General features: G+C 70.3%; 20 protein-coding genes. 10 read left to right on the plus strand and 10 right to left on the minus strand.

Annotated features, from left to right (window positions below; translation table 11 throughout):
- Window positions 1-160: 160 nt before the first annotated feature.
- Complete coding sequence (locus tag ACFVUT_RS06780; RefSeq protein WP_389644243.1) at window positions 161-1117, minus strand: LysR family transcriptional regulator; 957 nt, start codon at window positions 1115-1117, stop codon at window positions 161-163.
- 246 nt (window positions 1118-1363) lie between these two features.
- On the opposite strand from ACFVUT_RS06780, the gene snpA reads away from it, so the two are divergent.
- On the plus strand, window positions 1364-2041 hold the full coding sequence (snpA, locus tag ACFVUT_RS06785) for a snapalysin (RefSeq protein WP_389644240.1): 678 nt from the start codon (window positions 1364-1366) through the stop codon (window positions 2039-2041).
- A gap of 63 nt (window positions 2042-2104) precedes the next feature.
- Here snpA and ACFVUT_RS06790 read toward each other — a convergent pair whose 3' ends face one another.
- Window positions 2105-2464, minus strand: coding sequence for a GntR family transcriptional regulator (locus tag ACFVUT_RS06790; RefSeq protein WP_389644237.1), 360 nt, complete (start codon window positions 2462-2464; stop codon window positions 2105-2107).
- Between the two features lie 2 nt (window positions 2465-2466).
- Window positions 2467-3450 carry a DUF1648 domain-containing protein gene (locus ACFVUT_RS06795; protein WP_389644234.1) on the minus strand — a complete coding sequence of 328 codons (984 nt, stop codon included), beginning with the start codon at window positions 3448-3450 and terminating at the stop codon, window positions 2467-2469.
- A gap of 157 nt (window positions 3451-3607) precedes the next feature.
- Here ACFVUT_RS06795 and ACFVUT_RS06800 point away from each other — a divergent pair, with 157 nt between their 5' ends.
- Window positions 3608-4912: a hypothetical protein gene (locus ACFVUT_RS06800; protein WP_389644231.1), complete on the plus strand. Its 1305-nt coding sequence runs from the start codon at window positions 3608-3610 to the stop codon at window positions 4910-4912.
- A 363-nt stretch (window positions 4913-5275) separates the two neighbouring features.
- On the opposite strand, the gene ACFVUT_RS06805 is transcribed toward ACFVUT_RS06800, so the two are convergent.
- Window positions 5276-7825, minus strand: a complete 2550-nt coding sequence (locus tag ACFVUT_RS06805) for an ATP-binding protein (RefSeq protein ID WP_389644228.1) — start codon at window positions 7823-7825, stop codon at window positions 5276-5278.
- 262 nt (window positions 7826-8087) lie between these two features.
- Here ACFVUT_RS06805 and ACFVUT_RS06810 point away from each other — a divergent pair, with 262 nt between their 5' ends.
- Window positions 8088-11102: a tetratricopeptide repeat protein gene (locus ACFVUT_RS06810; protein ID WP_389670929.1), complete on the plus strand. Its 3015-nt coding sequence runs from the start codon at window positions 8088-8090 to the stop codon at window positions 11100-11102.
- Window positions 11103-11527: 425 nt separating this feature from the next.
- Here the strand turns inward: ACFVUT_RS06810 and ACFVUT_RS06815 are convergent, their stop codons facing one another.
- The 4 genes from ACFVUT_RS06815 to ACFVUT_RS06830 form a co-directional block, all read right to left on the minus strand.
- Window positions 11528-11962 (minus strand): nuclear transport factor 2 family protein, encoded by a 435-nt coding sequence (locus ACFVUT_RS06815; RefSeq protein ID WP_389644222.1) that lies wholly within the window; start codon window positions 11960-11962, stop codon window positions 11528-11530.
- Between the two features lie 196 nt (window positions 11963-12158).
- On the minus strand, window positions 12159-12827 hold the full coding sequence (locus tag ACFVUT_RS06820) for a DUF6304 family protein (protein WP_389644219.1): 669 nt from the start codon (window positions 12825-12827) through the stop codon (window positions 12159-12161).
- A gap of 212 nt (window positions 12828-13039) precedes the next feature.
- Complete coding sequence (locus tag ACFVUT_RS06825) at window positions 13040-14035, minus strand: family 2 encapsulin nanocompartment cargo protein polyprenyl transferase (protein ID WP_389644823.1); 996 nt, start codon at window positions 14033-14035, stop codon at window positions 13040-13042.
- A 190-nt stretch (window positions 14036-14225) separates the two neighbouring features.
- A complete protein-coding gene (locus ACFVUT_RS06830) occupies window positions 14226-15632 on the minus strand; it encodes a family 2B encapsulin nanocompartment shell protein (protein ID WP_389644216.1) in 1407 nt (468 codons plus the stop codon).
- 178 nt (window positions 15633-15810) lie between these two features.
- Here ACFVUT_RS06830 and ACFVUT_RS06835 point away from each other — a divergent pair, with 178 nt between their 5' ends.
- From ACFVUT_RS06835 to ACFVUT_RS06850, 4 genes are all read left to right on the plus strand, one after another.
- Complete coding sequence (locus ACFVUT_RS06835) at window positions 15811-16278, plus strand: Rrf2 family transcriptional regulator (protein WP_389644212.1); 468 nt, start codon at window positions 15811-15813, stop codon at window positions 16276-16278.
- A 106-nt stretch (window positions 16279-16384) separates the two neighbouring features.
- Complete coding sequence (locus ACFVUT_RS06840; RefSeq protein ID WP_389644210.1) at window positions 16385-17581, plus strand: globin domain-containing protein; 1197 nt, start codon at window positions 16385-16387, stop codon at window positions 17579-17581.
- A 138-nt stretch (window positions 17582-17719) separates the two neighbouring features.
- Window positions 17720-18310 (plus strand): N-acetylmuramoyl-L-alanine amidase, encoded by a 591-nt coding sequence (locus ACFVUT_RS06845; RefSeq protein WP_389644207.1) that lies wholly within the window; start codon window positions 17720-17722, stop codon window positions 18308-18310.
- 330 nt (window positions 18311-18640) lie between these two features.
- Window positions 18641-19576: a 1-aminocyclopropane-1-carboxylate deaminase/D-cysteine desulfhydrase gene (locus tag ACFVUT_RS06850; RefSeq protein ID WP_389644820.1), complete on the plus strand. Its 936-nt coding sequence runs from the start codon at window positions 18641-18643 to the stop codon at window positions 19574-19576.
- Window positions 19577-19585: 9 nt separating this feature from the next.
- On the opposite strand, the gene ACFVUT_RS06855 is transcribed toward ACFVUT_RS06850, so the two are convergent.
- Entirely contained in the window at window positions 19586-21190 is a 1605-nt protein-coding gene (locus ACFVUT_RS06855) for a Na+/H+ antiporter (RefSeq protein ID WP_389644204.1), read from the minus strand.
- A gap of 36 nt (window positions 21191-21226) precedes the next feature.
- Here ACFVUT_RS06855 and ACFVUT_RS06860 point away from each other — a divergent pair, with 36 nt between their 5' ends.
- The 3 genes from ACFVUT_RS06860 (at window position 21227) to ACFVUT_RS06870 (ending at window position 23082) form a co-directional block, all read left to right on the plus strand.
- On the plus strand, window positions 21227-21487 hold the full coding sequence (locus ACFVUT_RS06860; protein WP_389644201.1) for a UBP-type zinc finger domain-containing protein: 261 nt from the start codon (window positions 21227-21229) through the stop codon (window positions 21485-21487).
- Between the two features lie 231 nt (window positions 21488-21718).
- Complete coding sequence (locus ACFVUT_RS06865) at window positions 21719-22132, plus strand: anti-sigma regulatory factor (protein ID WP_073781878.1); 414 nt, start codon at window positions 21719-21721, stop codon at window positions 22130-22132.
- The gene (locus ACFVUT_RS06870; protein ID WP_389644197.1) at window positions 22129-23082 is read left to right on the plus strand and encodes an RNA polymerase sigma factor SigF; all 954 of its coding nucleotides are present in this window, start codon (window positions 22129-22131) and stop codon (window positions 23080-23082) included. Before ACFVUT_RS06865 ends, ACFVUT_RS06870 begins: the two co-directional genes overlap by 4 nt.
- Window positions 23083-23267: 185 nt before the next feature.
- On the opposite strand, the gene ACFVUT_RS06875 is transcribed toward ACFVUT_RS06870, so the two are convergent.
- A complete protein-coding gene (locus ACFVUT_RS06875) occupies window positions 23268-23645 on the minus strand; it encodes a hypothetical protein (RefSeq protein WP_389644818.1) in 378 nt (125 codons plus the stop codon).
- Window positions 23646-23799: the final 154 nt, after the last annotated feature.

Below are 23799 nucleotides of genomic sequence, written 5' to 3' on the forward strand. Positions count from 1 at the left end.
ACGCGTTCTGCGGGCCATCAGCGTGGCCGCTGATGTGGCCGCCGATGTGGCCGCCGATGTGGCCGCTGGTCCAGCGGTGAACAGAACTCGCCCGACGGAGCGACCAGGCCACTCCCGCACAAGCCCTCCCCGCCACCCGGCGGAGCCGGGCAGCGGTCCTTCACTGCACGCGGGCGAACGGGCTGTCGTTGCGCAGCATCCACTGGTGGTACCCGGCCGCCCGCTGGGCCGCCTCCCGGTAGGCCGCCTCCAACTCGCCGTAGACCGTCGCCATGTCGGCGGCGCCCGGCCGGGAGACCAGCAGCAGGCGCACGGCGAGGGGGTCGTCGCGCAGCGGCCGGATCGCCATGTCCTCGCGCGGCCCGGAGGTGGGCTGGCAGGGGGCGACCGCCTCGCCGAGCACGACGAGCGAGGCGGCAGTGAGGTAGTCGCCGTGCAGGACGGTCGGCGCGAGGCCCGCCGCACCGAACACCCTTCGCAGCCCGTCCCATTCACCGTCCACCGTGGGGTCCACCATCCACCGGTCGGCGGCCAGGTCCTCAAGGTCGACCACGGGCCGGGCGGCGGCCGGATGGTCCCTGGCCATGGAGATGAACTGCGGTTCGCGGTCCAGAAGCACCCGCTGCTCCAAGCCGTCCGGGACAATCAGCGGACATCCCTCGACCTCGTGCACGAAGGCGACGTCGAGCCCGCCGGCCTCGGCGGTACGCAGCAGCGCGCTGGCCGAGACGTCCACCCGCAGCGAGATGTCCGTACCGGGCAGGCGGATCCGGAGCCTGCGCAGCCAGCCGCCGATGACCCGGCTCGCCGTGCAGCCGATGCGCAGCCGCGGGCCGGAGGCACGGGCCGCGTCCGCCTCCGCCTTCGCCTCGCTGACCAGGGTGGACATCCCGTCGACCAGGGGACGTGCCCGGCTGAGGACAGCGAGGCCGAGCAACGTCGGTCGGCAGCCGGTCCGTTCGCGGCTGAACAGCGCGGCGCCCAGGGTGTTCTCGATCCGTCGCAGTTGGGTGGTCAGGGAGGGCTGGCTCACGCCCAGCCTGCGGGCCGCTCGGTGCAGGCTGCCCGCGTCGGCGATGGCGCAGAGCGCCCTGAGGTGTCTCACCTCAAGCTCCATGCCGTCGAGCGTAGGACGGCGGACGGCCCGCGCACCAGATGCCCCGGCGCCATCAACGGCCCTCCGCCCAGCGAGTGTTGGCGAGGGCGCCGACGAAGGTGCCGACGAGGGTGATAGCCCGGAGCTATCGCCGGTTGACATCATCCGCCACGGCCTCCGCTCCCCGACACTCTCTCCGTACCGCACCCCGTCCGCGTCCGATGACCGGACGGGTTCATCGGACAGGTAATCGGCAGGAGACCCCCCATGAGACACCCCAGGACCGTCATGTCGGCCGTGGTCGGCCTCGGCTTCGGCCTCGCAGCCGCGCTGGGCACCGCACCCGCCCTCGCCTCCACGCCCGCGCATACGGCGCCCCCCGCCGCGGCCTCACCGGCCCAGGCGGGCTACGCCCCCCACTCCGGCTCGCACGAGAACGCCGCCGCGAACAAGGCGTTCTTCGAGGCGGTCGCCAAGTCCGTCGCCGAGAAGCAGGCGGCGAACCCCGGCGCCCAGGCGGTCACCATCGTCTACAGCACGGCCAACGCTCCGAGTTTCCGCACGCAGATAGCCAACAGCGCGCAGATCTGGAACAGCTCCGTCTCCAACGTCCGGCTCCAGGAGGGCTCGAACGCCGACTTCGCCTACTACGAGGGCAACGACCCGAGTGGTTCCTACGCCAGCACCGACGGGCACGGCAACGGGTACATCTTCCTCGACTACGCGCAGAACCAGCAGTACGACTCGACCCGCGTCACCACGCACGAGACCGGTCATGTGCTCGGCCTTCCGGACCACTACTCCGGTCCGTGCAGCGAGCTGATGTCGGGCGGTGGTCCGGGCCCGTCCTGCACCAACCCGTATCCCGACGCGAACGAGCGCAGCCAGGTGAACTATCTGTGGCAGTTCGGCTTCGCGGCCGCACTCGCGCGCAGCGGCTCCTGACCGCAACCCGTCCGCCCAGGGACACCGGGGGCCACCTCGTAGGACGGGGTGGCCCCTGCGGGCCTACGGAGTGTGGAGTGCGGTACGGACCAGGGCCAGCAGTTCGTCCTCCGTCATCCCCAGTTCACGGGCGTCCGCGACGACTTCCCGTACGCGCTCCTGCAGCCGGGCCCGGTGCGGGGACGCGCCGCCGGTGACGACCGCGCCGCGCCCCCGGCGCAGTTCGATCAGCCCCTCCTCGCGGAGCTGTTGGTAACCACGCAGCACCGTATGGACGTTGACCCCGAGGGAATCGGCGAGCACCCGGGCGGCGGGCAGCCGCTCGCCCGGTACCACCGTCCCCTCGGCTACGGCACGGCGCACGGACGCGGCGATCTGATCGCCGAGTGGCACGGTGGAGGTGGGATCGACCCGGAAGAGCATGGTCAGCGCTCCGCCTGTCGCCGGTCGATCAGGGTGTTGAGGAGTGCGGCCCCGGTCGCCGAGTCGTCCACGGTCACCGCGAACACCCGGCCGCCGGCCAGCGTCGCCACGATCCCCTCACCGGAACGGATCATGAGACCGCTCCGTCCGGGACGGATGCGGTAGCCCCAGCCGCCGTACTCGGCAAGGGGGTTGATGTCCCGGCTGGTCGCCGACTCGATCCGGTCGAGCGGCACCTTGAGGCGCGGCCAGGGCAGCATCCCCGAGATGGTGATACCGCGCCGGTCCACCACCACGTAGGGCCGGGCGAAGACGGCGAGCAGCGCGCCGAGGATGAGTGGAGGCAGCGCGGCGACCCAGCCCGAGGCGAACAGCAGCACCATCCCGACGACCACGAGCCCGAGAGCGATCACCGGCAGCCACCAGCCCCCGGCGCTGCGCGCCCATCCGGCGACCTCCCCGTCGGCGAGCGCGATCCGCGCACCGTCCTCGGCCCGTTCGGTCGCCTCGGGCCGCTCCGGCGCGGGCGCGAGGGCGGCCAGCACGGCTCCCAGCCCTCCCGCGACCACGGCGACGCCCAGAGCCACGGCGAGCTGCCACATCGGGAACGAGACGCCGTACGCCTCCCCCTGGGCATTCTCCGCGGCATCCACGTTGGCGATCAGCGCGGCGGCCATCACCCAGCCGAAGAATCCGGCGACGGCGTATCCACCGGCGACCAGCCACCGGTACTCCCGCCCGTAGTACGTCCCTCGCGTCGCCATGAGGCCCCACAGCACACCGGTCACGGCGAACAGCAGGACGCCGGTCACGACGTACCAGACCTGCCCGGCGTGCCCGTCCGCCTGGCCATCAGCCCGGAAGTGGGAGGCCAGTTGCGCCGGAAGCCGGTCACGGAAGACAGCGAGCAGCACCAGATCGACGCCGAGCGCGAGCAGGAACGGCAGCACGACGAGAGTCGCGCGGCCCACGTTCTTACGCATCATGAAAACCTCCATTGTTCGCATGCTAGTAGAACAATGAGGAGGCAGCAAGGTTGTGGCAAGCGCCGGGCAAGCCTCCGCCGCACCTCATCGGGCAACTCTGGGCAAGGAAACGTCCGAAGCTACGACGGGGGATTCGATGTCTGCTGTGGAGAGGTCCGTGGACCTGACACCCACGCCCGTTCCGGCGCTGGTACCTACGCCCGCGCGCCTGCCCGCCCCGGCCGCGGCGCCTGTGCCGCGCACCCCACCGGTACAGCGCGATCCCGGGCAGTGGCTGACCCTGCCGGGGCGCAAGAAGGTCCTGATGGTCGTGCACACCGAGGTGTACGGGCAGCGCCTGAGGGACTTGCTGCCGCTCCTGGAGGCCGATCTGCGAATCCAGGTCGCCTTCACGATCGCCCCGCACGCGTTCAACAGCGGTGCGGTCCACTCGCTCCCCGGTCTCGGACCGACCGTCATGCCGTGGGAGGAAGCGATACGCACCACGTTCGACCTGGCGGTGGCCGCGGGCTCCCAGGGCATGGAACAACTGCGCGCCCCGCTGCTCCGGATGCCGCATGGCATCGGCCACATGAAACTGTCCCGGTCGGCAGACGGCCCCGCCGGTGCGCCCCGCAGCGTCGGCGGACTGGGGCGCTCCTATCTGATGTGGGACGGGAAGGTCGTCCCGAAGGCGTACGCTCTGGCCCACCACGAGGACCTCGCGGCCCTGGAACGGTGGTGCCCCCAGGCACTGCCGGTGGCAAAGGTGGTAGGCGACGCAAGCCACGATCGCATCACGGCGAGTCTGCCGCTGCGCGAGCGCTTCCGCAGCGCCCTGGGGCTGCGTCCGGGCCAGAAACTGGTACTGGTCTCCTGCACCTGGGGGCTCGGTTCGTCCTTCAATCGACTGGACGCGCTGCTGCCGAGGCTGCTGTCCGAACTGTCCGAGCAAAAGTTCCGCATTGCTCTGCTGGTGCACCCCAATGTGTGGTCAGGGCACGGCCGTCGTCAGGTGGGAGCCTGGCTCAACGCCTTCCACCGACGCGGGATCACCGTGATCCCTCCGGAAGCCGACTGGCGACCGGCCCTGATCGCGGCGGACTGGCTCATCGGCGACCACGGCTCCGTCACCCTGTACGCCACGCTGACCCGCGCGGCGATCCTGCTGGCCCGGTTCCCGGAGGCGGACATGAATCCGATGTCGCCGGGAACCGAACTGGCCCGGATCGCGCCGGCGCTCTCCCCCGCGCATCCCCTTCCGGAACAGTTGGCGTACGCCGCGGCCGAGTACCCCGCCGAGGAGTACCGGCGCATTGCCGCTCGGATCTCGTCCGAGCCGGGCCGGTTCCACCAGCGGATGCGACGGCTGCTGTACCGCATGATGGGACTCGGCCAGCCGGCCTTCGCCCCGGTGATCGAGCCGCTGCCGCTCCCCGCTCCCCTGGGACAGCGCACGGAAGGGGCGGAGGTCGGGGCATGACAAGGTCCTGCCGACCGTACGCGCACCCGGTGGTCGCGGCCGACGCGCCGATCACCGCGGACACGTGCGGGGCCCTGGCCGTCGACATCGACGGCCAGGCAAGCGAGGCGTGGCGCCAGTGTGCCGATGTGCTCCATGCCGGCCGTCCGCGTCCGTATGCCGAATCGACGCGGCTGGCCCTGCGGTTGCTCAGGAACTATCCGGGCTGTGTGCTGGCCGTGGTCCGACGTGAGGACGGCGGGTGCACCACGGCCACCCGGCTCCGCACGGAGGCAGCCGCGACCTCGCTGCCGCCCGCGGCCGGGAGCCGCGCACAGAAGTTCGCGGCGTCGCTCGGCGGACTCCCTCTGCCACCGGCCGCCGTCACTCCTCGGTACGGCGATGCCCGGCGAGTTCACGCAGACGGCCCTCCAGACGTCCCACGTCGGCCGCGCTGACCGGTGTGTACCGGGCCAGGGACTGCTCGTACCAGTACCTGGCCCCTGCCGGATCGCCGCCCTCGGCCGCCATGTCGCCCAGCATCTCGAGTACCCGCCCCTGCCAGTGCACGGAGCCGCTCTCCTCGAACTCCCGGAGGGACTGGAGGAGTTCGCGCTCCGCCTGCTCGCGCTCGGAGTCGTCCCTCCGCGCGCGGGCACGGGCGAGATGGGCAAGCGCACGTGCCGCGTCGTAGGGGTCGTCGACGGCGAGCAACTGGGCGCGTGCCCGGACGAGAAGGGGGAGGGCCTGCTCGGGACGGCCGTCGGCCAGTGCCACATCACCGAGGCAGAGCCTGGTGAGAGCGGATCCGCGCTCATGGCCGATGGTCTCGCGCAGCACCAGGGCACGCCGGAAGAAGTGCGTGGCCTGCGACAACCGGCCCGCGAGCCGGTGAGCCTGCCCCAGGCCGTGCAGCGCCTGGGCCTCACCCTTGCCGTCGCCGTCCCGCCTTGCCGCGTCCCTGGCCTCTTCGAACCAGGTGATGGCTTCGTCGTGGCGGCCCGCGTTGCGCAGTCCCGTCCCGCCGGAGGTGAGCATCCGGCTCTCACCCTCCCGGTCGCCGTCGCGGCGGGCGGCTGCGAGACCGATTTCGTGTGCCGTGATCCAGAGGTCGTACGGGCGCAGCCGGAGGAAGAGCGGCCACATGGCGTCCGCCAGTTGCCAGGCCGTGGCGTCCCATCCCTGTTCCGCCGCGGTGCGCAGCGCGACCATTAGGTGCAGCCGTTCGCTGTCGAGCCACTTCAGCGCCCCGGCCGCGTCGGTGAACGCCGGTGGCTGTTCGGGCTCGAAGGCGTAGCACCGGGCCAAGGTGCGGTGGCTGGGCGACAGGAGAGCCTCGGCGGCGGTGGCGGTGGCCAGATAGAGGTCGACGAAACGCCGTACGGTCTCCCGGCGGTCACGGGCATCCTCCGTGCGGGCCGCGAGGTCACCCGCGTGCGCCCGGACGAGGTCGTGGAAGCGGTAACGGTCCAGTCCGCTCGTGTGGTCCGGTCCGAGGTCCTCCAGCAGGTTGGTCTCGGCCAGGGCGTCCAGCAGCCGGTCGGCCTGCCCGGGGTCGACGGCACAGGCAGCGGCGGCGATCGGACCGTTGAACACGGTGACCGGTACGACCCCCAGCCTGCGGTAGCCGAGGGCCAGTTCGGGTGGTAGATGACGGTAGGAGGCGTCCAGGGCCGCACGTACCGCGTGCCGGCCTTCGACGCGCAGTGCCTCCAGCCCGCTCACACCGTCCCGGCCGAGCGCCCCGGCCATGGCCGCGAGGGGCTGCCTGGGACGTACGGCCATCCTCGCCGCGACCACGCACACCGCGAGAGGGAGCCCCGCGCACAGGTCCACGACCTGCCGTGCCGCCTCGGGCTCGCGCCGGACACGTCCGGCGCCGATTCTTCGGCTGAGCAGTTCGACAGCGTCGCCGGAGTCCAGCACTCCGAGCGGCTGAAAGACGGCGCCGTCGATACTCAGTCCGGTCAGGCGCAGTCTGCTCGTGACGGCGACCAGACTGCCCGCGCCGCCGGGAAGCAGAGGACGCACCTGGGCGGCGCTGAGTGCGTTGTCGAGCATGACGGCCACTCGGCGGCCATACGTACGGGAACGCCAGAGTGCGGCCAGTTCGCTCAGGTCCAGAGGGAGTTGGGTCACGCCGAGGGACCTGAGGAACTGGCCCAGGATCTCCGCCGGGGCGGCCGGTTCGTCGGCCGTGGTGTGACCGCGCAGGTCGGCGTAGAGCTGTCCGTCGGGAAATTCGGCGGCCAGATCGTGCAGCCAGCGGGAGGCCAGTGCGGTCTTCCCCACCCCGGCCGGTCCGCTGATCACGGCGACTCCGGGAGCGTCACGCGCCCGCCGCGCCAGGTCGTGCAGCGCCGCCAGTTCCTGCTCCCTGTTGATGAAATGCACCGGAACCGGCAGGAGTTGACACACAGCTGACGCGTCGGCGGACGATGGCACGGGCGTGGCGGGAGCGACAGGTGCAGTGTGGACGTGCACGTCGCCGTGGATGCCATGGGCCTGGATGACCGTGCCGGTGACGGTCGCGTGGTCGCTGACGGTGTTGCGCGCGGCAGCACCGGCGCCGGTTCCGGGAGCGGCCTCGGCGACCGGTGATCGGCTCCTGTCGCTCTCCGCGCGGCCGGGCAGTCGTGCGCCGTCGCGATCCTCTCCCGGCCTGCCGGGGACGGCCAGCCAGTGACGTAACTCCCGTGCCATCGGACCGTGTCGCGCCGCCTGTCGTGCCAACCCCTCGGCCAGTCGGCCGATTCCCGCGTGCTCGCGGCCCGAGGCCCCCGCCGCCTCCCAGGCGCGGACCAGTTCCCTCGCGCCCGGCTCGTCGCGGCTCGCTCCGGCGTGGACGATATCGGCGAGATCCTGCCACAGACGCGGCCGGGCAAGGGCCGCATTCAAGGCGGTTCTGAGCTCGGCAGCCGTCACCGTTTCCATACCTGTCCGCCTTCCCCCATACATCCGGAGCGGGCTCGATACCACGATGTCCCTGGATGGCAGGAGATTTACCCTCGCCACAGCTTTCCCAAGACCCAGGCTCTCCAGGAACAAAGCATTTGAGCCACCACATTGATCACATGACGCCATCTTTTGAACGATGTTGACATCGTGTCATCCTTTGGCATGCGCTTATTCCTTTGGTGCCGGCGGTTCGGCCGGCCCGGAGGCCAACGAAAGCCGACCGGCGATTGGGGCGCTGGTGGATTACGAGATCCTCGTACTCGGACCCGTCGAATTATGGGTGAACGGGCGGAGTGAACCTCTCGGTACGGCCAAGGAGAGGACCATGGCCGCCGCGCTCGCCGTCGACGCGGGCCGTCCGGTCACGATCGACACACTGATCCACCGCCTGTGGGACGACGCCCCGCCGGGAAAGCCCCGGGCGAGCCTGCACGCGTACGCCGCCAGAATCCGGCGACGGCTCCGCGGACCCGACGGTGACGGCCCCGACCACGTCGTCCAGCGAGCCCACAGCTACACACTGACCGTGGACCCCGGCCAGGTGGACAGTCACCGCTTCCAGAGCCTCAGCGCCGAGGCCCGCGCCTTGTCCGACAGCGGGGACGACACCCGGGCGCTCGCCCTGCTCCGCCGGGCCGAACGCCTGTGGAGGGGCGATCCGCTCGCCGGACTGTCCGGGCTCTGGGCGGAGAGTGTCCGCACCAACCTGATCGAGAAGCGCCTTGCCACCACCCTGACCCGTACGGGCATCGAACTGCGGATGGGACACTATGCGGAACTCGCACCGGATCTGGCCACACTCTTCGAGCAGTACCCGACGGACGAGACCGTCGCCGGTCACCTCATGATGGCGACCTACGGCTGCGGAAGGCTCGCCGACGCGCTGCGTGCGTACGACACCGTCCGGCACCGACTGAGCGAGCGGTTCGGATCGGACCCCGGCGAGGCTCTGACCCGGCTCTACCGGCACATCCTGAACCGGGCACCGCTGTCCGAACTGCTCAGCCGCCCCGAGCCGGCCGCCGGGGCGCCGAACTCCCTTCCCCGGCAAGGAGAGATGGTGGGCAGGGAGCGGGAGATGTCCGCGTTGCAGACACCGCCGACGGACGGAGCGGTGATCGCCCTTCAGACGATCAGCGGCATGGCGGGTGTGGGCAAGACCCACCTCGCCCTGGCCGCGGCCCACCGGTTCGCCGGACAATATCCGGACGGACAGATCCACCTCGATCTCGGGGCGCACTCCAGGGACCGGCGACCGCAGCCGCCCGAATCGGCCCTGGGCGCCCTGCTGAGGGCCTTCGGCGTCCCCGCTGCGTCCCTCCCCTCCGACCTCGGCGAACTCGTCTCGCTCTGGCGCACCCTGCTCAGCACCCGCCGGGCGGTGATCGTCCTCGACGACGCCGCCGACTCCGAACAGGTACGCCCGCTGCTTCCGGGCTCCTCGTCCTCCCTGGTCATCATCACCAGTCGCCGCAGGCTGACCGGACTGCCCGGTGTCCGATCACTCTTCCTCGACGTACTGCCGACCCAGGACGCGAGCCGACTCTTCAGACAACTGGCGGGCGAGGACCGCACTCCCGATCCTGCCGACGTCACAGAAATCGTACACCTGTGCGGATATTTGCCGCTCGCCGTGGAAATCGCCGCCGGGCGCCTGGTGTCCCGCCCGTCCTGGACCACGTCCCACCTGATCAAACGCCTGTCGCGCGAACACGGTCGACTCAGCGAGATTCGGGACGGATACAGGGAGATCGCTGGTGTATTCGAAATGTCCTTCGCCACACTTCCACCCGATCAACGCACAGCTTTTCGAAAGCTGAGTCTTCACCTCGGGCAGGATTTCGACCTGTATGCAGCCGCGGCCCTCACCGCTCTGCAACTCGGCTCCGTGGAACGCATTCTGGAGGCACTCCTCGACGCGCATCTCATACAGGAACCCTCGCCGGACCGCTATCGGTTCCACGATCTGATCGGAGAGTACGCGCGCACTCCCGGCTCCACCGACGAGCAGGAGGATCGGCGTCTCGCCGTCCATCGACTGATCGATTTCTATGTGCAGGCGGCCGAGCAGGCCGATTGGACGATCCATCCCCGACGTTGGCCGGATGAACCGCCGCCCGCACCCACCTCGTTGCTCCCGGAGTGGCCCGACGCCGCCGCCGCGACACACTGGCTGACCCAGGAACTCGCCGCGCTCCTCTCGGCGGAGCAGTACGCCCGTACCAACGGCCTCGCCCACCAGGCCGGTCGGCTCGCCCGCGCACTGGCGGGCTTCCTCGACGCGGCCGGGTACTGGAGCGCGGCCCGGCGCATGCACGAGCCCGCCGCCCTGTACTGGCGCGGCACGGGAGACGCCCGCGCCGCGACCCGCGCCCTGGTCGATCTCGGCGCCGCACTGACACGCTCCAGCGACTACGAGCCCGCGCTCGCCGCGGGCATCTCGGCCATGGAGCTCGCGGACACCCTCGACGACCCGGTGGCCGAGGCCGAGGCCCGGCACCTCCTCGGTGTCATCCACTGGAATCTCGGGAGCTTCGAGGACGCGCTGTCCTTCCAGAACCAGGCCCTGGAGAGACGGCTGAAATCCGGCGATGACCTTCAGCTGTCAAAGAGCCGCAACAACCTGGGGATCACACACCTTTACATGGGGAACTATGTCGAAGCCCTGGAGTGCTTTGCATCCGCACTCAGTGGATTCCGTCGGGCCGGAGATGTGCAGGAGGAATTGAAGGTCCTCAACAACATGGCCGACCTTCATTCCTGGACCGGCGATCAGGAATCCTCACGCCGTCTACTCAAGAAAGTTCTCAATAGCCCTCATGCGGCAGCGAATCCTTTGACCCGGGCAACCAGTCAGGTAAATCTGGCGAACACCATGAATACGACGGAAGATCTTTATGGCGCGTTGGACCTCTACCGTGACGCCCTGCTGACATTCAATCGTCTCGGCGACCGTCGCAATGCTTCCATCACTTTGCACCGCATGGGCCTCGCCTTCGAAGCAGCCGGAAACGATCACCAGGCGGCCACCCATCACGAGCTCGCCCTCGACCTGGCGACAGGCATCGGTGCTGCACACGACCGCCTTCAGGCGCTGTGCCGACTCGGTGCGGCGGAGCGCCGGCTGGGCCGCAACCGCCTGGCGCTCACGCATCTCACGGAGGCCGTCGATCTCGCCGACCGTATCGGAGCGGCCGAAGAGGGCGCCCAGGCGCAGGCAGCCCTCACCGCACTGCGCGCACCATTCGACTGAGCACGAGAAACAGGTAACGGATATCCTATATCGCAATGGGCGCCGGTCAATGCCGTTTGCCTGCGCGGCCTCTTTTGGTAAGGATGACTCCCAGACGGCATCGACGCCGTCCTAGTTCACGCAGATACCTTGGAGCACCAGCACCATGAACGACCGCGCTCTCAAAATTCTGGCATATGCCTGTGGCATTTCTCTCGTCGCCTTGATCTGCTTGCCATCGTTTATCGCCCCCACGACCGGGATAGACCAGACCACCGTCGCCTGACGACCACTCCGTAATCTGTGGCGGTCAGGGCACGTCCTCGGATGCGGTGTATCGCAAGGCGAAGGGACGTCCGCATACTCGATGTATGCGGGCGCTCCCGACAACACGGTGAGGTGCCGCAGCGGTCGTGGCACCCCCGCCAGGGATCATTGGACAGCCCTCAGGCACGCAGATGGCGGCTGGGGTCGCCGACCAGATGGATGCGAAGGCGGCGCTCCGTGAATCGCCAGCACCCGTCGCGGCGTTCGAATCGGTCGCTGTAACGTCCGGCGGTCACGGGCTGCAACGGAAATCCGGGCAGACCTTGAAACACGGTGATGTAGGAACGCGCAACGGCGGTTCCCGCTTCCTCATCGACGTCGACGGTGAAGTTGGTCGTGGCGTGGTGGGTGCGCAACGAGCCGTCCTCGTAGAGGATCACGGCATCCCTGAGTATCTTCTCGACAGCTTCCCGGCCATGGGCCGGTGCGCCACTGCCGACGAACGCGGCGTCCGTGAACAGTTCGCCGACACCGGCGAAGTCTCCGGTGTCGATCAACTCGGCGTACGTGACGATCAGATCCGCTATGGCGGTCGTATCCGCAGCTGCGCCCATCGCCCGAGGGTACGAGTCCGCTACCCCCGGGTGACCGGCGCTCCCAACCACCAGGACGGCCGGGCTTCCTGCGAAGCGGTCCGGCGGCAGGGCTCCCGCTTCGGCGGTATCAGATGGCGGCCGATGGTGATCTACCGACCGCCCCGTTCCGGTACGGCTCCGGCACAGGGCAGCATGAGTGGTCAGGCAGCGGAGATCAGGCGAGCTCCAGCGGGAACGCACCCCGGTGCCCGGTACCGGCGCCCCCCTCCGGGCGGGGTTCGTACTCGCGGCAGCTCCAGATCTCCTGGACGAAGCCGGTCCGCCGGTCCCACAGCTCCCGGACATCGCCCTCGCCGGCCGCTCCGCGGTAGGCGTCCTTCGCGCCCCGGAAGCATGCGAGACCGCCGGAGAGGCCGCGGCCGGGGGCCGGGAAGTAGTCCGAGAAGGCACAGGCGATGCAGGTCTGGAGGCGCATCCCCGGCGGCAGGGCGCGCTGGATCGTGGCGAGGGCTGAGGCGAAGTCGCTCTCGGCGCGATGCGATCCATAGGCCGCCCCACCGAACTGCAGCTCCAGGTAGAGATACGGATCGGGTCGGCGCAGCGACAGCAGGCAGCTGAGGGTGGCCTGATGGACGGCTTCGTCCCAGAGGACCGGGAGCGGCAGGTCCCATTCCAGGACGCAGTCGCCCAACGCGCCGTCCACCAGCGCGAACCGGTCACCGGCCGGTGGTGTTCCGGCCACCGGGGTGAGGCCGTCGAGGCTTTCGCCCTCGAAGTCGATGCCCCTGATACGGAGGCGGAGTTGCTGCCCGTCGGTGGTGAGGATGACAGCATCGGAACCCTGTCGGTCCCGGTACCACCCTGCCCATGACTCATCTGTCATGGGCACGGACTGTAGCCCGTGCCCATGACAGTCGCCCTGGCGGCCTCCCTTTCGTCTCACGGGCCTTGCGACCTGGGCACTTTGCCCCGTTCTCCTTTCTCCACCCCTTCGCCGTCTCCCGGCTCTTCGCTCCCTTCTCCCCACCCCCTCGCTTCCTCGGCCCCTCGGCCCCTGTTCGCGTACCGCTCCCCCCGCCCCCCTCCCCCGCGCGGTCAGTACGTCCGGCGGGTGACGAACTCCGCAAGCGTCAGGAGGTCGCCCGCCGCGGCCAGGTCGGGGACTGCCCGGGACAGGTGGTGGACCGCACGGGCCATTCGCTCCGCCGCTGCGGCCTGGGCCCAGTCCCGGCCGCCGGCCCGGTCGACCGCGTCGGCAGCGCGCCCCACCTCACCCGGTGTGGTCATGGACCCCCGGTAGAGCGCGGCGAGTTCGTCGGCCGCGGGTGTGCCGGAGGTCAGTGCGGCGACCACGGGCAGGGACTTCTTGTGGGCGGCGAGATCCGCCCCGACCGGCTTCCCGGTCTGCGCCGGATCCCCCCAGATGCCGATGAGATCGTCGATGAGCTGGAAGGCGAGTCCGGCCTCACGGCCGAATCCGTCCATCGCGCCGACCACCCGCTCTCCCGCGCCCGCGTACAGCGCTCCCAGCGCGCAGGCGCAGCCGAGCAGGGCGCCCGTCTTGGCGGTGGCCATGGTGAGGCACTCGTCCAGCGAGACCTCGTCCGGGCCTCGGTCCTCGAAGGCGCAGTCGGCCTGCTGGCCCGCACACAGCTCGATGACACATGACGAGAGTCGTGCCGAGGCGCGGGCCGAGGCCGGGTCGGTGTCCTCGGCAAGCAGCCGCTGGGCGAGGGCGAGCATGGCGTCACCGGCGGTGATCGCGTCCGGAATACCGAAGACCACCCAGGCCGTGGGCCGGTGCCGACGGGTCCGGTCCTCGTCGATGACGTCGTCGTGCAGCAGGGTGAAGTTGTGGGCCAGCTCCACGGCGACGGCGGCCCGTACCGCCTGGTGCGGGTCGCCGCCCAGCGCTCGGGCGGCGGCGAGGACGAGCGTCGGCCTGATGGCCTTGCCCGCCCGGCCCGACGACGGGGTGCCGTCAGCCCGCTGCCAGCCGAAGTGGTACATCGCGACGCGGCGGATCGACGGCGGCAAGGAGTCGACGGCGGCGCGCAGTGGGGGATCGACGAGGGCTCGGCTCTGTTCCAGGAGGGCTGCGGCGTCCTGCCCGTGCGTGGCGAGGGCGGCCGGATCGTCGTCGGCCGGGGCCCGGGGCGTGGGTGGTTGGGGTACGTGGTGGGTCTTCACGGGGGCGTCCTCCCGAGGCTGCCCCGAGCACGGTTGCCCGGTGGCGGAGGTTGACGGGGGCCGGACACTGCCCGTCCGGGCCCCCGATGGGCTACCGCCAGCGGCTGACCTCGACGTTTTCGAGTACGCCGAGAGCGTCCGGTACGAGGATGGCCGCGGAGTAGTAGGCCGTCACCAGGTAGGAGATGATCGCCTGCTCGTCGATGCCCATGAAGCGGACCGACAGGCTGGGCTCGATCTCGTCGGGGATGCCGGACTGCTGGAGTCCTACGACACCCTGCTCGTCCTCACCTGTCCTCATGCAGATGATCGACGTGGTCCGGGCGTCGCTGACCGGGATCTTGTTGCACGGGAAGATCGGTACGCCCCGCCAGGCAGGCACATGCTGTCCGCCGACGTCCACACTCCCCGGCACCAGACCTCGCTTGTTGCATTCGCGGCCGAATGCGGCGATGGCTCGCGGATGGGCGAGGAAGAGCTTCGAGCCGCGGCGGCGCGAGAGCAGTTCGTCCATGTCGTCGGGGCTCGGCACGCCGTCGTGGGGCTGGAGGCGCTGCCCGTAGTCGCAGTTGTTGAGCAGACCGAACTCGCGGTGGTTGATCAGCTCGTGCTCCTGGCGCTCGCGCAGCGCCTCGACCGTGAGCCGCAACTGCTGCTCGGTCTGGTTCATCGGCTGGTTGTAGAGGTCGGCGACCCGACTGTGGACCTTCAGCACGGTCTGGGCGACGCTCAGTTCGTACTCGCGCGGCGCCGATTCGTAGTCCACGTACGTGTGCGGGACGACGGCTTCGCCGACATGGCCGGCGGAGAGATCGATCGCCGCCTCGCCGTACTTGTTGGTGCGCTGCTGCGGAATGCTGAGCAGCCCGGCGAGATGGTCGCGGAGCGCGTCCGCGCGCTCGGCGAGGTTCAGCACATCGGCCCGGCGCAGCGTCAGCACCGTGCAGGCGGTGACGGCTCGGGCCGTGTACTCCCAGACGGCGTCACCGTCGATGAGAGCCTGGTCGCCGAAGTAGGCCCCGTCGGCGTGGACCCCGAGCACCGTCTCGTCCCCGTACGGGCCGGTGCCGATCTTCTCGACCTTGCCGTGCACCAGCAGGAAGACGCGGTCCGCCGCGTCCCCCGAGGCGGCCAGCACCTGGCCCGCCGCGATGTCGCGCTGCTCACACCGCCGGGCCAGCTCGCCCAGCACCTCCTCGTCGCCGAACTCCCGCAGGGCGGGCAGCTCTCCGAGTTCGGCGGGAATGACCGTGACCCGGTCACCGGTCTGCACGAAGGTCACCCGGCCGTCGCCGACCGCGTAGCTCAGCCTGCGGTTCACCCGGTAGGTGCCACCTTGTACCTGCACCCACGGCAGCATCTTCAGCAGCCACCGTGAGGTGATCTCCTGCATCTGCGGAGCGGACTTGGTGGTCGTCGCGAGGTTCCGCGCCGCCGCCGTGCCCAGACTCTGCTGCGGCGGCACCGGCACGTTCTGAACCTCTTCACCAACGGACATCTGACGTCCTCTCGATCATCGGCTGACCTGCGAGAAGAAGCCTTTCAGCACGAAGAGTCGGCACGCCATTACACAAAAGAGTGTGACTATTCGGGCTTTGGGCTGGGCACAACGCTCAGCGATACCCGTCAGGGCCCTTAAGTTGCATCTTCGATGCAACTTATCTAGCGTGGCCGCCATGCGGCTGACGAGATTCACCGACGTGGCGCTGCGCGTACTGATGCGCCTCGCCGTCGTGGAGAACGAGGAACCGCCGACCACCCGGGAGGTGGCGGCGACCATGCAGGTGCCGTATACGCACGCCGCGAAGGTGGTCGCCAAGCTCCAGCATCTCGGCCTCGTCGAGGCACGCCGGGGTCGCGGCGGCGGTCTCACCCTCACCGGAGCGGGCCGGTCCGCATCGATCGGCGGGCTCGTCCGGGAGCTGGAGGGGCCCGGCGACGTCGTCGAGTGCGAGGGCAGCACCCCCTGCCCCCTGCGCTCGGCCTGCCGACTGCGCGGCGCGCTGCGCCGCGCCGAGGAAGCGTTCTACGCCTCGCTCGATCCCCTCACCGTCACCGAACTCGTCAGCTCCCCCACCGGACCGCTGCTGATCGGACTCAGCGGCAGCCGGCCGGGACCGGCCCGGGGGCCGGGCAGCCCCTGAATCACCGCACACTCCACCGCACCCACCCGCCGGGCGCCATCGCCCGGTTCCCCCCTGCCCAAAAATACGAATCCAAGATACCAATTCAAGAACCGAGGAGTCACCGATGCTCTCCGAGACCTCGACCGCCACCGTCCGCGCCACCCTCCCCGTCGTGGGAGCGGCCATCGGAGACATCGCCGATCTCTTCTACCGCAAGCTCTTCGAAGCCCACCCCGAGTTGCTGCGCGACCTCTTCAACCGCGGAAACCAGGCGTCCGGCACCCAGCGCCGGGCCCTCGCGGGCTCCATCGCCGCCTTCGCGACCCAGCTGGTCGAACACCCCGACACCCGCCCCGATGTGATGCTCGGCCGGATCGCGCACAAGCACGCCTCCCTGGGCGTCACCGCGGCGCAGTACGAGATCGTGCACACCCATCTGTTCGCCGCCATCGCCGAGGTGCTCGGCGACGCGGTCACCCCGGAGGTCGCCGCCGCCTGGGACGAGGTCTACTGGCTGATGGCGAATGCCCTGATCGCGATCGAGGAGCGGCTGTACGCCCAACAGGGCGTCGTCGCCGGTGATGTGTGGCGCGAGTGGGAGGTGGCCGCCCGGATCGAGGAGACAGCGGACGTCGCCACCTTCCAGCTCCGCCCGGCCGACGGCGCACCCGCTCCCGCCTTCCGCCCCGGCCAGTACGTGTCCGTACAGGTGGAACTCCCCGACGGGGCCCACCAGATCCGTCAGTACAGCCTCTCCAGCGCCCCCGGCTCGCCGCTGCGCTCGATCACCGTCAAGCGGGTGCACGGCGGGGACACCCCGGACGGCGAGGTCTCCCGCCACCTGCACGCACAGGTCGAGGCCGGCGACCGGCTGCGGGTCTCCGCACCGTACGGCGATCTCGTGCTCGACTCAGCCGACGCCCCCCTCCTGCTCGCCTCCGCGGGCATCGGCTGCACCCCGATGCTCTCGATGCTGGAACATCTCGCGGCGGCCGGTCACCGCGCCCCGGTCACCGTCGTGCACGGCGACCGCTCCCCCGCCGATCACGCGATGCGCACCGACCACGCCGGGCTCACCGGCAAACTCCCCGACGCCGCCGCCCACTTCTGGTACGAGAACCCGGAGTCCGGCCACCGGGCCGACCGCACCGGCCGGGTCGACCTGAGCGGCCTCGCGGTCGCCCCCGGCACCCACGCCTACCTCTGCGGCCCCCTGCCTTTCATGCGCGCCGTACGCGCCCAGTTGCTGGCCAAGGGTGTCCCCGCCGCCGACATCCACTACGAGGTGTTCGGCCCCGACCTCTGGTTCGCCCAGAACTGAACCCGGCCCGCCACGCGCGGACATGACCGAATCGGCTCGCACACGGCCCGAACAGCCGCTTCGGAGATGGCCCGGAGACCGACATTCCGGTACAAGCGGAGACAAGGCCCGATCGCCCACGCGCAAAAGGAGTCGGCCATGTCATCACCCATGTCCGCGAGCACCTTTCTGGAAGTCCTGACGAACGAGGGGCTGACCGTCGTCCAGACAGGCGGCTGGCGTACGCACAACCGCAACCACAAGGGCTCTTGGGGCCCGGTCAACGGCGTGATGATCCATCACACGGCCACCAGGGGCACCGACTCCACCGTCAGCATCTGCCGCGACGGCTATCCGCAGCTGCCGGGGCCGCTGTGCCACGGCGTGATCGCCAAGGACGGCCGGGTCCACCTGGTCGGCTACGGCCGCGTCAACCACGCCGGGCTCGGCGATGACGACGTACTGCGCGCCGTCATCGCCGAGAGGCGCCTCCCGTCCGACCACGAGGCCAATACCGACGGAAACCGGCACTTCTACGGCTTCGAGTGCGAGAACCTGGGCGACGGCGAGGACCCCTGGCCCGCCGCCCAGCTCGAAGCCATCGAGAAGGCCGCCGCCGCTGTCTGCCGGCACCACGGCTGGACGTCGCGTTCGGTGATCGGTCACAAGGAGTGGCAGCCGGGCAAGGTCGATCCGCGCGGCTTCACCATGGACTCCATGCGGGACCGGATCCACGAACGTCTGAAGTGACCCGCAGCCGACTCCTCGCAGGAGCAGCGGCGGGTGCACAAGAAGCTGGTCCCGGCCGAAGGCCGTGGCTGAGGCCCTGGCCGTAGCCCTGGCCGAAGGCCGTGGCTGAAGCCCTGGCCGTAGCCCTGGCCGAAGGCCGTGGCTGAAGCCCTGGCCGTAGCCCTGGCCGAAGCCGAGGCCCTGGCCCCGACCCTGTCCGCAGCCCTGTCCGCAGCCCTGTCCGTAGCCGTACGGGAGCGCGCGACGACCGGTCGCGACACGAGTCCGCGGAACCGGGGCGTACCCGGAGGCCGTGAGGGCGCGATCCGCCGTCCCGGCGACAATGGCGGGGTGAGCCAGCCCGCAGATCCCGCCCTCGCACTCCGGCCCCGGCCGCCGTCCCCGCTGGAGGAAGTCCACGACAGCAGGTTCGAGCGCGCCGGCGTCCGGTTGCTGCTCAAGCGGGACGACCTGATCCACACCACCATTCCCTGGGACACCGACGTACTCGGTCCCGTGGAGCTGTGCCCCGCCGGCAACAAGTGGCGCAAGCTCTCGCCCAACCTGGAAGCCGCCGCCGGGCGCACGGTGCTGACCTTCGGCGGCGCGTACTCCAACCATCTGCGGGCCACCGCCGCCGCCGGGCGGCTGCTCGGGTTCCCCACCGTCGGGGTCGTACGCGGGGACGAACTGGCCGACCGCCCGCTCAACCCCTCGCTGGCCCGGTGCGCCGCCGACGGGATGACCCTGCGTTTCGTGGACCGTGCGACGTACCGCGCGAAGGCCGATCCAGAGGTCCTGACGCGGCTGCTGAGCGCCTTCGGGGACTGCTTCGTCATCCCGGAGGGCGGCAGCAACGCCCTGGCCGTACAGGGCTGCACGGAGCTGGGCCGCGAGCTGCGCGGGCAGGCCGATGTGGCCGCGGTGGCCTGCGGCACCGGTGGCACCCTCGCCGGACTGGCCGCGGGCCTCGCGCCGGGGCAGCGCGCCCTCGGCATCCCGGTGCTGCGCGGCGGCTTCCTCGGCGACGCGGTGCGGGATCTCCAGCAGGACACGTTCGGCGGACCCGCCGGGTCATGGTCCCTGGACGAGCGTTTCCACTTCGGCGGGTACGCCCGCACGACCCCGCGGCTGCACGCCTTCGCGGAGGACTTCGAGCAGCGGCACGGGCTGCCCGTCGAGCGGCTCTATGTGGCCAAGCTGCTGTACGCGCTCACCGCACGGGCCGAGGAGGGCTCGTTCCCTTCGGGAACCACCGTCGCGGCCGTCGTCACGGGGCGGCCGTAGGGCTCCCGCTCACGGCGCCTCCGACTCCTCGCGGTAGGCCGCCGCCTCCTCCAGGTCCAGCCGCCTGAGCAGCGTCCTGAGCATCTCGTCGTCGATCTGCCGCTGGTCCCGCAGCCTCACGAAGACCTCGCGCTCGGCCTCGATCATTTCCCTGGCCAGACGGCGGTACGTGTCGTCCGCCGTCTCCCCGGTCACCGGATTGGCGGCCCCCAGCCGCTCCCACACGGAGTTGCGGCGGCGCTCCAGGACGGTACGCAGCCGGTCGGTGAGCGGTCCGGGCAGCGAGTTGCGCCGATCGGTGAGCAGCTCCTCCAGGCGCGCCTCGGCGGCCGTGGACGCCTCGCTCTGCGCCTGGGCCTCGGCCAGCGTCTGCGCCGTCGCGTCGCGCCCCGGAAGCTTCAGGACGCGTACCAGCAGCGGCAGGCTGAGCCCCTGGACGACGAGGGTGCCGATGACCGTGGTGAAGGTCAGGAAGAGCACCAGGTTGCGGGCCGGGAAGGCCGTCCCGTCGGCCGTAACCATCGGGATGGAGAAGGCGATGGCGAGCGAGACGACCCCGCGCATCCCCGCCCAGCCGACGATCAGCGGCCCCGTCCAGTTGGTCTCCGTCTCGCGGTCCCGGATCCGTTTCGAGAGCCATCTGGGCAGATACGTCGCCGGGTAGACCCAGAGGAAGCGGACCACGACGACGGCGAGGAACACGGCCACCGCGTACCAGAGGGCGTCCGCCACGGCGTAGGTGCCGAGCCCCTTCAGTACGAACGGCAGTTGCAGGCCGATCAGCGCGAAGACCGCGGACTCCAGGACGAACGCGACCATCTTCCAGACGGCCGCCTCCTGGAGGCGGGTCGCGAAGTCGACCTGCCAGGACCGGTGGCCCAGATACAGCGCGACGACGACCACGGCGATCACCCCGGAGGCGTGCACACGTTCGGCGGCCGCGTACGCCACGAAGGGGATCAGCAGCGACAGCGTGTTCTGCAGCAGGGCTTCCTTGAGATGCGTGCGGAGCCAGTGCAGCGGCACCATCAGGGCCAGGCCGACCGCGACACCGCCGACCGCGGCGAGGAAGAATTCACCGATGCCGGCGCCCCAGCTGATGCCCTCCCCCACGGCTGCGGCGAGCGCCACCTTGTAGGCGGTGATCGCGGTGGCGTCGTTCACCAGGGACTCGCCCTGGAGGATCGTCGTGACCCGGCCGGGCAGCCCGACACGGCGGGCGATCGCCGCGGCCGTGACGGCGTCCGGCGGGGCCACGACCGCGCCGAGCACCAGCGCCGCGGTGAGCGGCAGGTCGGGCACGAGACGGTACGCCAGCCAGCCGACCGCTACGGTCGCGAACAGGACGTACCCCACGGACAGCAGCGCGACCGGCCGGAGATTGGCGCGCAGATCGAGGTACGAGCTGTCGACGGCGGCCGTGTAGAGCAGCGGTGGCAGCAGCAGCGGCAGCACGACGTGCGCGTCCAGGGTGTACGTGGGCACCCCGGGCACGTACGAGGCGATCAGCCCCGCCGCGACCAGCAGCAGGGGGGCCGGCACAGGGGTGCGGCGGGCTGCCCCCGCCACGGCCGCGCTGGCCGCTACCAGTGCCACCAGCGGCAATGCGTCCATCTTCACGGTCCTCGCATCCGTCGTAACCTGACAATCATGAGTGACTGTCCGCACGTGTCCGAACTGCCGCGCCCCGAGCCGGTCCCGCTCAGCGGCACCTGCCTGGGATGCCTGGAGGCCGGCACCCACCCGGTGCAGCTGCGGCTCTGTCTGTTCTGCGGCCACGTCGGCTGCTGCGACTCGTCGCCGTTGCAGCACGCCACCGCGCACTTCAAGGAGACCGGTCATCCGGTGATGCGGAGCTTCGAATCGGGCGAGAACTGGCGCTGGTGCTTCGAGGACGGTTCGATCGTCTGACGCCTGGGTACGTCAAACCGGCGCCGGTTGTTCGTAATTGACCACGGCAAACCTCTACCCACCGTGTGTGCTCATGGGCTTACCATGAGTGACAGCCATGGGCTGGGGGTTCGGCGACACGGCATCATGGATCGCGATAGCGTCGCGGGACCAGAACCGAAGACGTACCACATGGGTCCGGGGCGCCCTCCCCGGATCCTCGAAAGAGTTTGTGCCACCTTGGAGGTGAGGGTGTCCCAGATCGCAGGCGAGCCCGGGAATCAGGACTTCGTAGAGGTCCGGCTGCCCGCTGCGGGTGCCTACCTGTCGGTGCTGCGCACGGCCACGGCCGGTCTCGCAGCACGCTTGGACTTCACCCTCGACGAGATCGAGGATCTTCGTATCGCGGTCGACGAGGCCTGCGCGATCCTGCTTCAGCAGGCCGTGCCCGGCTCCGTCCTCAGCTGCGTATTCCGGCTCATCGAGGATTCTCTTGAGGTGACGGTGTCAGCCCCGACGACGGACGGCCGGGCCCCTGAGCGGGACACCTTCGCCTGGACGGTGCTCTCCGCACTGGCCGGAAAGGTCGACTCCTCGGTCGCCGACGACCGTACTGTCAGCATCAGCCTCTACAAACAGCGCGGCGCGGGACCCGGGCCGGCGTGAGCAACGGGAACGGGGACGGTCCTGTGCGGGACGAGACGATCCGACCAGGGGTGGTGCGCGCAGCAGGCATCCCGGAGCAACAGGCCCTGCCTCATCCGGAGGACGGGGTCGAAAGGCCTGCGGGCCGTACGGTCGCGGTGGAGCAGTCGCAGGCGAAGCAGGCGGGCCAGATGAGCGAGCACGGGCACCACGATCCACACGACCGCAGCGGGGCGCGGGCGCTCTTCATCGAACTGCGCGAGCTTCCCGACGGGTCGCCCGAGAAGGCGGAGCTGCGCAACCGGCTGGTGCGGATGCATCTGCCGCTCGTGGAGCACCTGGCCCGCCGGTTCCGCAATCGCGGCGAGCCGCTGGACGACCTGACCCAGGTCGCCACGATCGGCCTGATCAAGTCGGTGGACCGGTTCGACCCGGACCGCGGCGTGGAGTTCTCTACGTACGCGACCCCCACGGTCGTCGGCGAGATCAAGCGCCACTTCCGGGACAAGGGCTGGGCGGTCCGGGTGCCGCGCCGGCTCCAGGAGCTGCGGCTCTCGCTCACCACGGCCACGGCCGAGCTCTCCCAGCAGCACGGCCGCTCGCCGACGGTGCACGAGCTGGCGGAGCGGCTGAGCATTTCCGAGGAAGAGGTCCTGGAGGGTCTGGAATCGGCCAATGCGTACAGCACGCTCTCGCTGGACGTGCCGGACACGGACGACGAGTCCCCGGCGGTCGCGGACACCCTCGGCTCCGAGGACGAGGCGCTGGAGGGCGTCGAGTACCGGGAGTCGCTCAAGCCTCTGCTGGAGGATCTGCCGCCGCGCGAGAAGCGGATTCTGCTGCTGCGCTTCTTCGGCAACATGACCCAGTCGCAGATCGCCCAGGAGGTCGGCATCTCACAGATGCACGTCTCCCGGCTGCTGGCCCGCACCCTGGCGCAGTTGCGCGAGCGGCTCCTCGTCGAGGAGTAGGGCGAGGGACCGCGGCCGGGGCCGGTCACGGGCGCGGTGCGACCGAGCGCGGCACCGGGCGTGGACCGGTGGGTGAACGGGCGGCAGGTCCCCGGTGGACAGGCGCGTCCGCCCATGGACCGGCGCCGCCGGAAGACCGTGCCGCCCCGGAAACCCCGGGGCGGACGCCTCAACCGGGCAAGCGGTCAGGCGTCCGGTGTGGTGCCCGGCCGGCGGATGCCCAGCGCCTCGACCGTCGTCGGCCTGACCAGCTGGTAGAGGGCCGTCAGGACCACTGCGGCAAGGACGATCCCGGTCGGGATCAGCACGCCGTGGGACCTCAGCAGCGTCCAGGCCACCGGGAGCGCGATGATCTGCGTGATGAGCGCGGGGCCGCGGCTCCAGCTGCGCCGGCGCAGCAGACCACGCGCGGCGAACAGCGGGATCAGGCCGAGCGCGACCAGCGTGAGGCCCCCCATCTCCGCCTGCTGCGGGCTCTCGGGGCGCCCGAGCAGCCCCATCACCAGCATGTAGATCCCGCCTGCGACGAGCGCCACCCCTTCGAGGGCGGTGAGTCCGGCCACGAGAGTGATCCTGCTCGGTTTCGCCGGTTCGACGGGAGTCGAGGGCGACGACGAGGAGGGTGTGTTCTGCTGAGTACTCACCCTTGCAGGTTGACATCCCGGCCCCGCGAAAGCGAAGCCGGGGTCGGCGGTGGCACGGGGATCCCTGCCCCGG

It is taken from the genome of Streptomyces sp. NPDC058051 (assembly GCF_042885475.1).
GTDB lineage: Bacteria > Actinomycetota > Actinomycetes > Streptomycetales > Streptomycetaceae > Streptomyces.